Annotated in this window: 15 protein-coding genes; 13 read left to right on the top strand and 2 right to left on the bottom strand. The window is 66.0% G+C overall.

The genetic code is table 11. The annotated features are described in order from the left end of the window. Positions 1-15 precede the first annotated feature (15 nt). Positions 16-459: a hypothetical protein gene (locus tag E3T43_RS12225; RefSeq protein WP_134472611.1), complete on the top strand. Its 444-nt coding sequence runs from the start codon at positions 16-18 to the stop codon at positions 457-459. Beyond that, entirely contained in the window at positions 456-1,391 is a 936-nt protein-coding gene (locus E3T43_RS12220; RefSeq protein ID WP_134472610.1) for a bifunctional riboflavin kinase/FAD synthetase, read from the top strand. Before E3T43_RS12225 ends, E3T43_RS12220 begins: the two co-directional genes overlap by 4 nt. 14 nt (positions 1,392-1,405) lie before the next feature. Here the strand turns inward: E3T43_RS12220 and E3T43_RS12215 are convergent, their stop codons facing one another. Next, entirely contained in the window at positions 1,406-1,624 is a 219-nt protein-coding gene (locus tag E3T43_RS12215; RefSeq protein WP_104132370.1) for a hypothetical protein, read from the bottom strand. 177 nt (positions 1,625-1,801) lie between these two features. Here E3T43_RS12215 and E3T43_RS18995 point away from each other — a divergent pair, with 177 nt between their 5' ends. Both E3T43_RS18995 and E3T43_RS12205 read left to right on the top strand, forming a co-directional pair. Then, entirely contained in the window at positions 1,802-2,449 is a 648-nt protein-coding gene (locus E3T43_RS18995) for a ScbR family autoregulator-binding transcription factor (RefSeq protein WP_134472609.1), read from the top strand. A 44-nt stretch (positions 2,450-2,493) separates the two neighbouring features. Further along, entirely contained in the window at positions 2,494-3,717 is a 1,224-nt protein-coding gene (locus E3T43_RS12205; RefSeq protein ID WP_134472608.1) for a CynX/NimT family MFS transporter, read from the top strand. Between the two features lie 9 nt (positions 3,718-3,726). Here E3T43_RS12205 and E3T43_RS12200 read toward each other — a convergent pair whose 3' ends face one another. Next, the gene (locus E3T43_RS12200; RefSeq protein ID WP_134472607.1) at positions 3,727-4,671 is read right to left on the bottom strand and encodes an ROK family protein; all 945 of its coding nucleotides are present in this window, start codon (positions 4,669-4,671) and stop codon (positions 3,727-3,729) included. A 137-nt stretch (positions 4,672-4,808) separates the two neighbouring features. Between E3T43_RS12200 and E3T43_RS12195 the strand changes: the two genes are divergently transcribed. The 9 genes from E3T43_RS12195 (at position 4,809) to E3T43_RS12155 (ending at position 15,398) form a co-directional block, all read left to right on the top strand. After that, positions 4,809-5,753 carry a sugar-binding transcriptional regulator gene (locus tag E3T43_RS12195; RefSeq protein WP_092450038.1) on the top strand — a complete coding sequence of 315 codons (945 nt, stop codon included), beginning with the start codon at positions 4,809-4,811 and terminating at the stop codon, positions 5,751-5,753. A gap of 62 nt (positions 5,754-5,815) precedes the next feature. Continuing rightward, positions 5,816-6,844, top strand: coding sequence for a deoxyribose-phosphate aldolase (deoC, locus tag E3T43_RS12190; RefSeq protein ID WP_134444357.1), 1,029 nt, complete (start codon positions 5,816-5,818; stop codon positions 6,842-6,844). 8 nt (positions 6,845-6,852) lie between these two features. Then, a complete protein-coding gene (locus tag E3T43_RS12185; protein WP_134472606.1) occupies positions 6,853-8,376 on the top strand; it encodes an aldehyde dehydrogenase family protein in 1,524 nt (507 codons plus the stop codon). Next, positions 8,373-9,236, top strand: a complete 864-nt coding sequence (locus tag E3T43_RS12180; protein WP_092450032.1) for an aldehyde dehydrogenase — start codon at positions 8,373-8,375, stop codon at positions 9,234-9,236. Before E3T43_RS12185 ends, E3T43_RS12180 begins: the two co-directional genes overlap by 4 nt. 54 nt (positions 9,237-9,290) lie before the next feature. Then, entirely contained in the window at positions 9,291-10,778 is a 1,488-nt protein-coding gene (locus E3T43_RS12175) for an SDR family oxidoreductase (RefSeq protein WP_134472605.1), read from the top strand. A 145-nt stretch (positions 10,779-10,923) separates the two neighbouring features. Beyond that, on the top strand, positions 10,924-11,484 hold the full coding sequence (locus E3T43_RS12170; RefSeq protein ID WP_134444363.1) for a GDSL-type esterase/lipase family protein: 561 nt from the start codon (positions 10,924-10,926) through the stop codon (positions 11,482-11,484). 88 nt (positions 11,485-11,572) lie between these two features. Continuing rightward, positions 11,573-12,556, top strand: a complete 984-nt coding sequence (locus tag E3T43_RS12165; protein WP_134472604.1) for a DUF2207 domain-containing protein — start codon at positions 11,573-11,575, stop codon at positions 12,554-12,556. Next, on the top strand, positions 12,556-12,891 hold the full coding sequence (locus tag E3T43_RS12160) for a DUF6804 family protein (protein WP_241978957.1): 336 nt from the start codon (positions 12,556-12,558) through the stop codon (positions 12,889-12,891). Before E3T43_RS12165 ends, E3T43_RS12160 begins: the two co-directional genes overlap by 1 nt. A gap of 320 nt (positions 12,892-13,211) precedes the next feature. Beyond that, a complete protein-coding gene (locus E3T43_RS12155; RefSeq protein WP_134472603.1) occupies positions 13,212-15,398 on the top strand; it encodes a DEAD/DEAH box helicase in 2,187 nt (728 codons plus the stop codon). Positions 15,399-15,558 lie beyond the last annotated feature (160 nt).

Genomic DNA, 15,558 nt, shown 5'->3' with positions numbered 1-15,558 from the left:
AATGAAAACAGAGCGATGACAGAATCCCCGACCGAGAAGCCCGCCGCCGCCGCCGAGCGGGTGAGCGGCATCGGTCGACTCCTCATCGCCGTCTACGGCGTGCTGGCCCTTGCCGCCACCGGCCGCTCCTTCGTACAAATCGTGCGGGCCTTCGATGAAGCCCCGCTCGCGTATTCCTTGTCTGCTCTCGCCGCGGTGGTCTATATCGTGGCCACGGTGGCCCTGATGCGGCGCAGCATCCGCTGGTATCGCATCGCCTGGATCACGATCAGCTTTGAGCTGCTGGGCGTACTCGTCGTCGGTACCCTGAGTCTGGTTGATCCGGCGCTGTTCGAGCACGCGACCGTCTGGTCGATCTACGGCAGCGGATACCTCTTCATTCCCCTCGTGCTGCCCCTGCTGGGCATGTGGTGGCTCGCCCGCCACCGCGTCGCGTCGGTGAGCGAGGGTCGCGCATGAAGATTCTGAACGGCGTCGAGTCCGTGCCGAGCGACTGGCCCGACTCGGCCGTGAGCATCGGCAAGTTCGACGGCGTCCATGCCGGACACCGGGCGGTCATCACCGAGCTCCAGACCGTCGCCGAGCGCGAACAGCTGGCCGCCGTCGTCGTGACGTTCGACCGGCATCCGCTCGCCCTGCTCTCGCCGCAAAACTGCCCGAGCCCGCTGGTCAGCGCGGAGCAGAAACTCAATCTGATCGCCGAGACCGGGATCGACGCGACCCTGCTGCTCGAGTTCAACCACGCCCTGTCCAGCCTTCCGCCGCGCGAATTCATCGAAAACATTCTGGTCACCGCCCTGCACGCCCGTTTCGTGCTCGTCGGTCGTGACTTTCGGTTCGGAGCCAAGGGGGCCGGCGAGGTCGCCCTGCTGAGGCAACTCGGCCTCGAATTCGGCTACACCGTCGGACTGATTGACGATGTGAAACCAGACGGGGAACGCCGGGTCTCGTCCACCTGGATTCGCGAATTGCTCGGCGCCGGTGCGGTGCGCGACGCCGGAGACTTGCTCGGGCATCTGCCGACCGTGCGCGGAATGGTGGTGCACGGCGCAGCCCGCGGTCGCGAACTAGGCTTTCCCACCGCGAACCTGTCCACCGATTCCGAGGGTCTGATTCCGGCCGATGGCGTGTATGCCGGTTGGCTGACGGATGCCGGTGCTCGCTACCCGGCGGCGATTTCGGTTGGCAACAATCCCACCTTCGACGGGGTGGCGCAGAAGCAGGTAGAGGCCTACGTGCTCGATGAGACCGAGCTGGACCTGTACGACCGTGTGGTCGACGTCGCGTTCGTTGAACGGATTCGCGGCATGATCGCGTACGCCGGCATCGACCCGCTGATCGAGCAGATTCGCGACGACGTGGCGCGGGTGCGCACGATCCTGGGCCCGTAATTTCCGGGCCTGGTTTAGTCCAGTCGGAGCCGGTTACCGACGGCGAACCAGGCGGTCGCGCCAAACACCGGGGCGAGCAGCACCGCCAGGACCCAGTTGGTGCGCTTGGTCGGACACAGGTGTGCTGCCCGCCCGATCTGCACCATGGCGACGAGGGAGAGGGTGAGCACGACCAGCCCAGCAAGCACTGCCACCATGATGCCTACCCAGTCGTGACCGCCGATGTTTTCCATGCCTCAAACCATACCAAACAGTATGTTTATTGTTTCGCACAATGGGGTAACGGTATCTGGGCACTGGCACGCGGGGCATAGCCCCAAAAGGGGGTGCCGTCAAGGCCCTCGGCGGGAGTCGATGCGGGTCGTTGCCCCCGGGTATTCTGGAAACTCGCGCATTTCCCGGGGGATCTAATGTCACAACAAGTACGAGCGATCGAAACGCGTGCCTCGATCATTCGCGGCGCAGCAGCGGCCTTTGAGCAGCGCGGTTACGGGAGTACGTCCCTGGCCCAGGTCAGCAGCGCTGCTGGCGTCACCAAGGGCGCCCTGTATTTCCATTTCGATTCGAAGGAAGCCCTTGCCGTCGCCATCATCGACGCGCAGCACGTGGCGTCGGCGGCGGCCGGCCAAAAGCTCCTCGATGACAACTATCCCGGTTTGCACGCCCTCGTCTCGATGTCCTACGAGCTCGCCCGGCAGCTCCGCGACGACCTCGTCGTGAGCGCCGGTGTCCGTTTAACCATCGAAGCGGTGAATTTCTCCACCCCGGTGGCCGGTCCGTACCTTGACTGGATGGTCGCCTGCGAGGAATTCCTCCGCCGGGGGATCGCCTCCGGCGACGTCAACCCCGCGCTGGACGTGGGCGCGGCCGCGCACTTCTGCACCGCGGCCTTCACCGGCGTGCAGGTCGTCTCCGACGTATTGACCAAGCGGGCCGACATCGACCATCGTCTCACCGAAATGTGGGCCATGCTGCTGCCGGCCCTCGTGGCTCCCGGCCGCTGGGAGGACCTGAAAGACCTACCGGAGCGCATCCGGCGGGAGCGCGCGGGGCTGTAACCGTCGCATCCGCCCGGCTGAACCTCGCCCCCTAGACTGACCGAGTGACTACCGCAACCCCCAGCCCCCTCTGGCCGGGACGCGGCCTGGCCCTGCTGGGCATCATTCTGGTCGCTGCCAATCTCCGCAACGCGGTGACCGCCCTCTCGCCCATCGTCGCCGAGATCAACGTCGATATTCCGCTCGGGGTGGTAGGTCTCGGCGTGCTCGGCATGCTTCCGCCGGTCTGCTTTGCCGTGTTCGGTATCTTCACCCCCATGATCACCCGCCGCCATGGCCTCGAACTGCCCCTCGTGCTCGCTCTCCTGGCGATTCTGGTCGGTCATTTCACTCGCGGGTCATCCGGCTCGATCACCATGCTCATTATCGGCAGTGTCATCGCCTTCGCCGGCCTCGGCGTTGGCAATGTGCTCCTGCCGCCGCTGGTCAAGAAGTACTTTCCGGACCGGATCGGCCTCGTCACGTCCCTCTACGCCACAGTGATGTCGCTGAGCACCCTCGTTCCTCCGCTCATCGCCGTTCCGGTAGCGGATGCCGCGGGCTGGCGAATCTCGCTCGGCATGTGGATGCTGCTGGCTCTGCTGGCGCTGGTGCCGTGGATCACGATGCTCGTGCGGCACCGCGCCGAGCAATCGCCGAGCCCCGTGGTCGATGAGGCCGATGCGGCCATTCTCGGTCGACTGTGGCGATCCTCGATCGCCTGGGCCATCGCCGGCGTGTTCGCGACCTCGTCGCTCAACGCCTACGCCATGTTCGCCTGGCTGCCTCAGCTCCTCGTCGAGACCGCGGGGGCGACTCCGGGCGAGGCGGGGACGCTTCTCGCGGTCTACGCCGGCATGGGAATCCCGTGCGCCTTGATCATTCCGATCCTCACCGCCCGCCTGAAAAATATCGGCCCGCTCGTCTACGTGGGCGTATTCGCGTTCGTGATCGGCGATCTGGGGCTACTGTTGCTGCCGGCGACCCTGACCTGGCTCTGGGTGTCGCTCGCCGGCCTGGGGCCCATGTTTTTCCCGCTGGCTCTCGTGCTCATTAATCTGCGCACCCGCACCCACGCCGGTGCGGTCGCGCTCAGCAGTTTCGTGCAGGGCATCGGTTACACCCTCGGTGCACTGGGCCCGCTGGTTTTCGGACTGTTGCACGAACTGAGCGGTGGGTGGACCTGGCCAATGGTCTTCCTCCTCGTAACGGCGCTGGTCGCGCTTGTCGCTGGAGCGGTGATCGGTCGACCGCACATGCTCGAAGACGACCTGGCACGCTCCCGCTGAGCCAGCGGGCTACGGCACCAATTCCCCGCGGTGAATCAGCGCTGCGGCGCCGATCAGCGGGCCGTCGCCCGAGAGGGTCGAGTGCACCACGCGCACCCGGGTGGCGTAGGCGAATTGCACGCGTTCCAGGATCGCTGCGCGAGCGAAATCCAGCAGGTCGGGGGTGACATTCGAGAAGCCACCACCGATGGCGACCACGTCGAGGTCGAGCAGCGTCGCTGCTGAGGCGATTGCCTGGCCGAGGGCCCGGCCGCTGCGCTTTACGGCCAGAATCGCGATCGGGTCGGCGGCCGCGTAGGCCGCCGCCAGGTCCTCGCCAGACTCGCCGGTGAAGCCCTGAGATCTGGCCCAGGCGACGGTTTTCGGCCCGGAGGCGATCGCCTCGATGCAGCCGGTGCCGCCGCAGGCGCAGGCATCCAGGAAGCCGCCGACCTCGATGTGGCCGATATGACCGGCATTTCCGGTGGGACCGGACACCGTGACGCCGCCAAGAATCAGGCCGCCACCGACACCGGTCGACACGATCATGCCCATCAGGTTGTCGACGCCGCGGCCCGCGCCCACCCAGTGTTCGGCCAGGGTGATGCACAGGCCGTCCATGCGCAGCCGCACATCCAGACCGGGAACCAGCTCGGCCACGAGCTCCTGGAGCCCGAACTCGCGCCACACCGGCAGATTGAGCGGCGATACCGCCCCCGAGTTCAGGTGAATCGGCCCGGCGCAGCCAATGCCGACGCCGATCAGCGGATAGCCCGGCGGCACGCTCGCGAGCGTTGCCAGAATGACAGTTCTGACAGCGGATGCGAGCTGCTCACTGGTCGCGCTGGCCCCGGTCGGTGCGCGGTGCCGACTGCTTGGAAGCACCTTACCTCGGTCGTCCACGAGTGCAGCTTCGACCTTGGTTCCTCCAACGTCGACGGCGAGAACGTACTCGAGGGCTTCATTGGCGCGCATGCTCTGATCGTATGGGATGGGTTCGTCACCGTGCCCAGCGGAGGCTCCTGCTCAAAAGAGCAAGATCGTCTACAGCTGTTGATTCGCGCGTCGGGCCCACGTAGGCTGAGCTCAACCGATTGGACCGCGAACCGTATATGAGCGACACCGACGAACTCCTCTCCATCCGCGCGGCCGAGCTGTACTACGAGGAAAACCAGACCCAGGATGAGATCGGCGTGATTCTGCGCCTCACCCGCTGGAAGGTCGGCCGGCTGCTCGCGAGCGCTAAGGCGAACGGCTTCATCCGCATCGAAATCGTGCACCCGCGCGCCCGCCGGCTGCCGATCGAACGACGGCTGCGCGAATCGACCGGCCTGACCGATGCCATCGTGGTGTCCTCCGCCGGGGTGTCGAGCGACGCCGAGCTGCAGTCGCGCACCGCACAGGCCGCCGCCGACTATCTCACGAGCCTCCGCCCGATTCCGCGCACCCTCGGCATCAGCTGGGGTCGCACCCTGCACGACGTGTCCCTGCACCTCAAACAGGGCTGGGCGCCGGGGGTGAACGTGGTGCAGATCAACGGCGGCGTCAGCCTGAATCAGCGCACCGGCACCGCGGCATCCACTGCGGTGACCATCGCGCACAAGGCCGACGGCTCGGCCACCCTGCTGCCGAGCCCCGCCATCTTCGAACGTCTCGAAACCAAACAGGCGATGGAAGCCGACCGCACGGTTGCCGGGGTGCTCGCCCTGGCCCGCAACGCCCAGGCCTACGTCTTCAGTGCGGGGCAGGCGGATGCGAATTCCGCCCTGGTCGACAGCGGCTACCTGACGGTCGCCCAGATCGACGACCTCGTGGCGCGCGGCGCCGTCGGCGACGTCGTCGGCCGCTACATCGACCACAACGGCCGAATCGTCGACCCCGAACTCAACGAACGCACGGTCGGCATCCAACTCGACCAGTTGCGCCGCGCTCCGCTCACCATCGCCGTCATCTCCGGACGCTCCAAACACGCTATCGCCCGCGCCGTCGTGCGCAACGGGCTGTGCACCGTTCTGGTGACCGACGAAGACACCGCGAATGCCCTCCTCCAAGACTGAACATCTGTGACCCATAACACCAGTGCCACCGCACAGCACGTATATGCCCAGAAGGACACCCCATGACCAGTAGCCCCTTGGCCACCTACCAACCCGATCAGCGCGCCGCCGCGTTGATCGGCGGGGAGGCCACCGACGCCAACCTGCGCCGGTACCTGCACGGCATCCCCGGAATCGACGCCGTCGGCCTCGAAGCCCGCGCCGCCGACCTCGGCACCCGCTCGATCAAGACCAGCTCCAAGCGCTGGGCGATCGACACCATCATCGGACTGATCGACCTCACCACCCTCGAGGGCGCCGATACCCCCGGCAAGGTGCGTTCACTCGTCGCCAAGGCGCTGGTACCCGACCCGGGCGACCCCGGCTGCCCGCGCGTCGCCGCGGTCTGCGTCTACGGCGACATGGTCGGCACGGCCGTCACTGCGCTCGGCTCCGCCCACGCCGCCGGCGGCACCGAGGGAGCCGGTGTTCAGCGGGTACATGTGGCCGCCGTCGCCACCGCTTTCCCCAGCGGCCGCGCCTCGCTCGCCATCAAGCTCGCCGATGTGCGCGACTCGGTCGCCGCCGGCGCCGACGAAATCGACATGGTCATCGACCGTGGCGCCTTTCTGGCCGGCCGCTTCGGCCAGGTCTACGACGAGATCGTCGCGGTGAAAGACGCCTGCCGCCGCGCCGACGGATCGGTGGCCCACCTCAAGGTGATCCTCGAGACCGGCGAGCTGAACACCTACGACAACGTGCGCCGCGCCTCCTGGCTGGCCATTCTGGCCGGCGGCGACTTCATAAAGACCTCCACCGGCAAGGTCGCCCCGGCCGCAACGCTGCCGGTGACGCTGTCCATGCTCGAGGTCGTGCGTGACTGGCACCGCCTCACCGGCGTGCGCATCGGCGTGAAGCCGGCCGGCGGCATCCGCACCTCGAAGGACGCCATCAAGTACCTCGTGACCGTCGCCGAAACGGTGGGAGAGGAGTGGCTCGTGCCGCACCTGTTCCGCTTCGGTGCCTCCAGCCTGCTGAACGACGTGCTGTTGCAGCGCCAGAAGATGACGACCGGGCACTACTCCGGCCCCGACTACGTGACGATTGATTAGGAACGACCATGAAATTTCTTGACTACGCTCCGGCCCCCGAGTCGCAGGCACTGCTGGGCCTCAAAACCGACTATGGCCTGTTCATCAACGGTGACTTCACGGCTGGCCGCGGCACCCCGTTTCAGACCATCAACCCGGCCACCGAACAGCAGATCGCCATGATCGCGACCGCCAACGAAGCGGATGTCGACGCCGCCGTCTCGGCCGCCCGGCACGCCTACGACGGGGTCTGGTCCCGCCTGTCCGGCAGCGACCGGGGCAAGTACCTGTTTCGCATCGCCCGCCTGGTGCAGGAACGCGCCCGCGAACTCGCCGTCGCCGAAACCCTCGACAACGGCAAGCCGATCAAAGAGACCCGCGACGTCGACATTCCCCTCGTCGCCGCCTGGTTCTTCTACTACGCCGGATGGGCCGACAAGCTCGATCACGCCGGAGTAGGTCCGAACCCGGCCTCGCTCGGCGTTGCCGCCCAGGTCATCCCGTGGAACTTTCCGCTCATGATGCTCGCCTGGAAGATCGCCCCCGCCCTCGCCGCGGGTAACACCGTCGTGCTCAAGCCCGCCGAAACCACCTCGCTGACCGCGCTGTTGTTCGCTGAGATTCTGCAGCAGGCCGACCTGCCCGCCGGTGTCGTGAACATCATCACCGGTGATGGCAGCACCGGGCAGACGCTGGTCAACCACCCCGGCGTCAACAAGGTCGCCTTCACCGGGTCGACCTCGGTCGGGCGGGCCATCGCCCGTTCGGTCGCCGGAACCGACAAGAAGCTCAGCCTCGAGCTCGGCGGGAAGGGCGCCAACATCGTCTTCGATGACGCCCCAATCGACCAGGCGGTCGAGGGCATCGTGCGCGGCATCTTCTTCAACCAGGGCCACGTCTGCTGCGCCGGCAGTCGCCTGCTCGTACAGGAAAGCATCCACGACGACGTCATCGACCGGCTCAAGCGCCGCATGCAGACGCTGCGCCTGGGCGACCCGCTCGACAAGAACACCGACATCGGCGCCATCAACAGTGCAGAGCAGCTCGCCCGCATTCGCGAACTGTCCGAGCTGGGTCAGCAGGAGGGCGCCGAACGCTGGAGCGCCGACTGCGTCATCCCCGAGAACGGCTTCTGGTTCGCGCCGACCATCTTCACCAACGTGTCGACCAGCCACCGCATCGCCCGTGACGAGATCTTCGGCCCGGTGCTCTCGGTGCTCACCTTCCGCACCCCGGCCGAGGCCATCGCCAAGGCGAACAACACCCCGTACGGTCTCTCCGCCGGAATCTGGAGTGACAAGGGCAGCCGCATCCTGGCCGTCGCCGACAAGCTACGCGCCGGCGTGATCTGGGCGAACACCTTCAACCAGTTCGATCCGTCGAGCCCGTTCGGCGGCTACAAGGAGAGCGGCTACGGCCGTGAGGGCGGCCGCCACGGCCTCGCTGCCTATCTCAAGCCCGCCGTGCGCACCGGCTCGCGGTCCGCCGCCGCCGTTGTGCAGCAGAGTCCCGCCACCAAGAAATCAGCATCTGCAAAGAAGGCCGCCAAGTGAACCGCCTCGCCATCCCCAAGACCTACAAGCTGTACATCGGCGGCAAGTTTCCGCGCAGCGAATCCGGCCGCGTCTATGAGGTGCTCTCGCACAAGGGCGAGTTTCTGGCCAACGCAGCGAAGGGCAGCCGCAAGGATGCCCGCGACGCTGTCGTTGCCGCTCGCAGCGCGCTCGGCGGCTGGGCCGGCGCCACGGCCTACAACCGCGGCCAGGTGCTGTACCGCATCGCCGAACTGCTCGAGGGCCGTCGGGCGCAGTTCATCGACGAGATCATGAGCAGCGAGGGCGTCAATGCCGCCGTGGCGAGCGCCCAGGTCGACGAAGCCATTGACCGCTGGGTTTGGTACGCGGGCTGGGCCGACAAGTACGTGCAGGTCGCCGGCAACGCCAACCCGGTCTCCGGCCCGTTCTTCAACCTCTCGGTGCCCGAACCCACCGGCGTCGTGGCGATCATCGCGCCGCAGGGCACCGAATCGCTCCTCGGACTGGTCAGCGCCATCGCACCGGCCCTCGTCGCTGGGAACACCGTCGTCGTCGTCGCCAACGAGACTGCGCCGCTGTCTGCGATCAGCCTCGGCGAGGTGCTCGCCACGAGTGATGTGCCTGGTGGAGTGGTCAACATCGTGACCGGTTCGCCAGCTGAGATCGCGCCCTGGCTGGCCAGCCACGCCGACGTCAACGCCCTCGACCTCGTCGGAGCCGGCGACCTGGATTGGGTCGAGCTGCAGATCAGCGCCGCCGACACGCTCAAGCGGGTGCTCCCGCCCGAGACGGGAACGGATGCCGCAGCACCGGCGTTGTCCCGCATCCTCGCCTTCACCGAACTGAAGACGGTCTGGCACACCAAAGCTATTCTCTGATTCGGTTCCGGGGCACTCAGCGGGGGGTCAAGTGGACGGGATAAACTCCGCCGCATGACCTCACGCAGAGCACTTGTCACCGGTGCGACCGGTTACATCGGCGGACGCCTCGTACCCAAACTCCTCGAAGCCGGTTTCACGGTGCGCGTGCTCGTGCGCACCCCGTCGAAGCTGCGCGATGTGCCCTGGTCTGACCAGGTGGAAATCGTGCAGGGCGACCTCGGCGACGCCAAATCGGTGCAGTCCGCCTGCGCCGACATTGACGTGTTCTACTACCTCGTGCACTCGATGGGTGCGGCCGGTGATTTCGAGAAGACTGAGCACATCGCAGCCGAAAACGTTGCCAAGGCCGCCGCTGCAGCGCAGGTGTCGCGCATCGTCTACCTCGGCGGGTTGCATCCAGACACACAGACGCTCTCGGCCCATCTGCGCTCCCGCATGGAGGTCGGCCGCATCCTGCTCGACAGCGGTGTACCGACCACGGCCTTCCAGGCCGGCGTCGTTATCGGCTCCGGCTCGACCTCGTTCGAGATGATCCGTCACCTCACCGACGTGCTTCCCTGCATGCCGGCGCCCAAGTGGGTGCGTAACCGTATCCAGCCGATCGCCGTGCGCGATGTGCTCTACTACCTGCAGGCGGCGGCTGATCTGCCCAGTGAGGTGAACCGTACCTTCGACATCGGCGGCCCCGACGTGCTGCGCTACGACCAGATGATGAACGGTTACGCCCTCGAGGCCGGCCTCAAACATCGGGCGATTATCGCTCTGCCGGTGCTCACCCCGTGGCTGGCCTCACAATGGGTGAACCTGGTCACACCGATTCCGCGCAACCTCGCCATTCCCATCATCGCGTCGCTGCAGTATGACTGCGTCGTGCACGAGAGCGACATCGATCAGTACATTCCGCAGCCGGACGGCGGCCTCACCGGCTACCGGCGGGCCGTGCGCCTCGCCCTGGGCCGCATGCGCGACGGAGACGTGGAGACCAGCTGGCGCAACTCCTCGATCGAGGGCGCTTCCAGCAACCCGCTGCCGAGCGACCCGAACTGGGCCGGCCACGCCGTCTACACCGACCTGCGGGAGAAAACCACCCCGGCCGATCCGGCAGCGCTCTGGCGAGTCATCGAAAGCATCGGCGGCGAGAACGGCTGGTATTCCTTCCCGCTGGCCTGGGCCGTCCGCGGCCTGATGGACAAGGCCGTCGGCGGTGTTGGCCTGCGCCGTGGCCGCCGCAATCCCGACCACCTGCACACCGGCGAGGTGCTCGATTTCTGGCGGGTGGAGCAGATCGACCACGGCAGCTTTCTGCGGTTGCGCGCCGAAATGCGCGTACCCGGTCGGGCCTGGCTCGAAATGAGCGTCATACCAACGGATACCGGCGGCTCGCTCTACCGCCAGCGCGCGGTCTTCTTTCCCCGCGGACTCGGTGGACGGCTGTACTGGGCGTCGATCTTCCCGTTCCACGGCATCATCTTCGAGGGCATGGCGACCCGCATCACGGCGACGGCCGCGGCCGAACGCGTGGCGAAAGACGAGGCCTAGGAGCGGCTTTCCCTGGCGGTGGTTTCTCGCTCCCACCACGACTGATCCGGCGGGTAGATGTGTCGATAAATCGTGCGTATACTCTGGGAATTCTGGCGACTCGGCCCGGTTCGGGGCATGATGGGTAACAGATAGGAGGCCTACTATGACAGTTTCACTCGCCTTTCTGGGCGACGGCCTCACCGCGAATGGTCAGTGGGAAGAGTGGTTTCCCGAGTACGTGGTGCACAATCTCGCTGCCAGCGGCAATACCACCGATGAGATTATTTCACAGCTTGATCAGGTGATTGAGTTGCGGCCCGACGCCATTGTGATCGGGGTCGGCACCAACGATCTCGGCTGGCGCAAATCCGACGAATATGTCGTGCGCAACCTCGAAACCATCCTGCACACGCTGCGCCGTGCCCTGCCGGAGACCCGCATCATGGTGCAATCGGTGCTGCCGCGCGACCGGGACTTCGCCGGCACCATCCGCTCGATCAACCGGCACGTCTGGCAGTACGCCCCCACCCAGCACGTGCAATACCTCGACCTGTGGCCGGCCCTGGCCCTGCCAGACGGTGAACTCGACCCGACCTTCGGCATCGACCGGCTACACCTGAACGAGGCCGGCTATGCCGCGTGGCTGGCCGAGTTGCGGCCGGGGCTGGAGATGCTGTTCGAGCGACCGCCGTCGACGACGTCGATTCCGATTCAGCACGCCTGAACTTTTCGGGACTGAGCTGTTCGGGACTGAACTGTTTGGGCCTGACCCGCGCGGCGGGCGGCTCAGTGCGGCTCGGTAGAGTGGACTCATGCTCCGATCGGTTCGCCCCGCACGTGTCCTGACCCTCGGCGGGCTGGTCGTCGGTGCCGGCGCTAAGGCGATGGCCGCACAATTCATCAGCTTCGCCGTGCGCGGTAACGTGCGCATTCTCGATGCCGACGACAAAAAGAATCACTTTCTGCTGGAATTCGTGCACGCCGACGGCGTCGATGAGACCGAAAGCCGCATTCTCGGCAAACTTTTTCCCGGCTTGCGGCCCGGCGACCAGCGCGACCTGAAGAAGAAGAGCGTTTCGCTCAGTAAGGCCCTGCAGAAGGAACGGCTGGCGACCCGCGCCGAATCGCTGCGGCTGGGCGTCAGGAAAAAACAAAACGATGGGCTGCGGGTCTGGCTGTTCCTGCTGGCCAGCGTGAGCGCCCTGGCCGCCGGAGTGGCGAGTCTCGGGGCCGTCATCACCGTCGTGGGCGGTTTCTGGCCGCTGCTGTTCATCGTGCTGGGCATCACCACCGCGGTGGTCACCTTCGTTTGTGCCGGAAATCTGCGACCGCTCACCGACAGCGGCGCTGAACTGCGTGACTATTTGAAAGGCGTCAAGTTGTATATAGGTCTTGCCGAAGCCGATCGACTTCGTGTTCTGCAGAGTCCGGAGGGGGCCGTGCGGTCGGTCTACCGGCCGGAGAACGGTCGTCCCGATCTGACCAGAACCACCACCACAGCGGATGCTCCCTCCGTTCAGATCGTGAAACTCTACGAGCGCGCACTGCCGCTGGCCATACTGTTCGGCCAGGAGAAGGAATGGTCGAAGGTACTGGGCGGGTATTACGGGGAGAGCGGCACCCAGCCCGACTGGTATCTGGGAACGGGAATGTTCCAGGCCGCGCTGTTCGCCGGTGCTATCAGCAGCTTCTCGGCGTCCTCTGCCGCGTCGTGGTCGGGCAGTGCCACCAGCTCGTCGACCTCGGGCGGCGGTGGCGGCGGGTTCTCCGGCGGCGGCGGCGGAGGGGGCGTCTGATGGGCACGCCAGTCGAACCGACCTTCACCCGCTCTGCCCTCGCACCTGGTCTGCTGGGGGCCATCGTCCTGCTCGCCGGCCTAGCCCTGCTGGACAGCGAGAGCTTCATCATCATCCGCTACGCCGTCAGCATCCTCGCGCTCGTCATCTGCGTCTTCGTGCTGCAGGCGCGGTCTTGGTATTGGCTGATCGGCCTCGTGCCGATGGCGATTCTGTGGAACCCTGTCGTGATTCTCGACCTCAGCGGTCAGGGCTGGGTCTCGGCCCAGTTCATCGCCGCGATCATTTTCATCGCCGTCGGCCTGCGCACCAAGGTGCCGGTTCGCAAGAATTGAACGGGGGCGTAGACTACTAGCGCGTTGAGAGAACCGGGTCAGGTCTCTACTGTGCGCTCGCTGGCGATGGCCGTACTCGTTGAATCAGTACCTGTAGAGGCGCGTGATTCGACGGAACCACCGCTGCGACAGCATCCGCTTGACCGCGAGTTTTGTGTGAAGATCGCGACCCGTGCTGTGTTTCGTGAATCGTTTGTTCCTGAGAACTCATCAGAACGATTGGCGGGCTGCAGCGTTCCGGCAACACCTGGATGCCGTGGCCGGCTCGCGTGGACGGATACAGCCGGTACCCGTACCGTGCTGCTTTTGAGTGGAGAACAATGGCTTATACCCGCACCGATGCCTCGGGCAGCCGGAACAACCTCGGCCGCGGCGGTGTCACCCGCAATCGGGCCCACCCGCGTTCGCGTGACGACGACGCGCCGATCATCCCGATTCTCGCCCGCAAGGTGCGCGAGGTCGAGGCGAAGGCGCAGTCCGGTACCAAGCTCGGGCCGACCAACCGCACCAAGTATCAGGTCATCGCCCTGCTCATGCGCGAGGAACGCGCCAGGGTCAAGGGCGATAAGGAGCTCTCCGACGCCAATCGGGCCGAGCTGCTCAAACGCCTCGACGGCATTGCGCAGATTCTGGCCAAGACCGCGGCTCGCGATACCAGCCTGATCACCCTGCTCGAACCCGATGCCGGCGTCTCCACCGTCGCGCAGCGTTTTCGCCGGGACTGGCTGCTTGAATCCGGTGCCGAACTGAGTCCGGACGAACTCATCATCACCCGCGAACCCGAAGCCAAACCGGTCGTGCTGCAGAACCAGGTCGTCCCGCAGTCGGTCAAGGCCCGGCAGCTGGCCAACCCGTTCCTCGCCCCCGACTTCAGTGCAGCAGCCCAGCCGATCGTGCACCCGCGGCGGCTGGCCAATTGGGAACTGCTCGGTCCCCTGTTCAAATCGTTCGAGTACGGTTCGGGCGGCCAGGCCGCCAGCATGGACATGCCGGAAGCCCCCAGGCTTGACCGACTGTCGCCGAACGGTATGGAGCTCATGCGGCACCAGGCCCGGTTCATCGAGAGCGCTCGTCTGGGCCACCGCAGCTATCTGCTCGCCGATGAGCCGGGCCTCGGCAAGACGGCGCAGAGCCTGCTGGCAGCATCCGTTGCCAACGCCTACCCGCTGCTGGCCATCGTGCCCAACGTCGTCAAAATGAACTGGGCCCGTGAAGTGGAAATGTGGACGCCGAACCGGCGTGCCACCGTCATCCACGGCGATGGTGACAGCCTGGACGCCTTCGCCGACGTGGTCGTCGTCAACTACGACGTGCTCGACCGGCACCTGGCCTGGCTGGGCACCCTCGGTTTCAAGGGCATGGTCGTCGACGAGGCCCACTTCATCAAGAACCTCGCCTCCCAGCGCTCCAAGCACGTACTCTCGCTGGCCGACCAGATTCGCCGCCGTACCCCGGGTGGCAACCCGCTGCTGATGGCCCTGACCGGAACGCCCCTGATCAACGACGTCGACGACTTTCGGGCCATCTGGCAGTTCCTCGGCTGGATCGACGGCGACAAGCCGGCCCCCGCACTGCTGAAACGCCTCGAAGAGACGGGCCTCACGCCCGCCGACATGGGCTTTTACAAGGAAGCTCGCGCCGCCGTGATCGACATGGGCATCGTGCGTCGCCGCAAGATCGACGTCGCCGCCGACCTGCCGGCCAAGCGCATCGCCGACCTCCCGGTCGAGCTCGACGACGACCTCGGCCGCTCCATCCGCCAGGCCGAACGGGAACTCGGTGCCCGGCTGGTCATCCGGTACCGCGCACTCGTCGCCGCCCGGCACACCGGCTCTGGCGGCCCGGCCGCTCCCGATGAGGACCAGCGGGATGCCTACATTCGCGCCGTCGCGCACGCCGAACTCGAAGATTCCAAGGGCCAGAGCACCGGTGAAAACGTATTCACGATGGTGCGCAAAATCGGTCAGGCCAAGGCCGGTCTCGCAGCCGACTACGCGGCCCAGCTGGCCCGGTCGGTCGGTAAGGTCGTGTTCTTCGCCAAGCACATCGATGTCATGGACACCGCTGAGGAGATCTTCGCCAAGCGTGACCTGAAAACGGTGTCGCTGCGCGGCGACCAGAGCGCGCTTGCCCGGCAGGCAGCGATCGACTCCTTCAACAATGACCCCGACGTTGCGATCGCGGTCTGTTCCCTCACCGCGGCCGGCGTCGGCGTCAACCTCCAGGCCGCGTCGAACGTTGTGCTGGCCGAGCTGAGCTGGACCGCAGCCGAGCAGACCCAGGCCATCGACCGGGTGCACCGCATCGGGCAGGATGAGCCGGTCACCGCCTGGCGCATCATCGCCGCGCACACCATCGACGCCCGCATTGCCGACTTGATCGGAAGCAAGCAGGGCCTGGCGGCTCGAGCACTGGATGGTTCGCAGGAAGAGTACGCGGCGGCCGATTCGGTGCAGGAGAGTGCTCTGATCTACTTGCTCACCCAGGCCCTCGACGGAAAACTATAAGGCCCTGCGCGACCGACCGGGCCGGATGCGATTTGAGCCGTGCCCGGTCAGGCAGCATGATTGTCAAGCGTGCATCGTTGATGCGCTTGTTCTGACATTGATTGGTGGCGCGCGTTGCGTCATGATCAATCGACCGGATTCGCCCAGCTACCAAGATCGG

This window comes from Cryobacterium sp. Hh7, from assembly GCF_004403155.1.
Taxonomy (GTDB): domain Bacteria; phylum Actinomycetota; class Actinomycetes; order Actinomycetales; family Microbacteriaceae; genus Cryobacterium; species Cryobacterium levicorallinum.
This window is presented reverse-complemented; position numbering and strand designations above follow the sequence as displayed.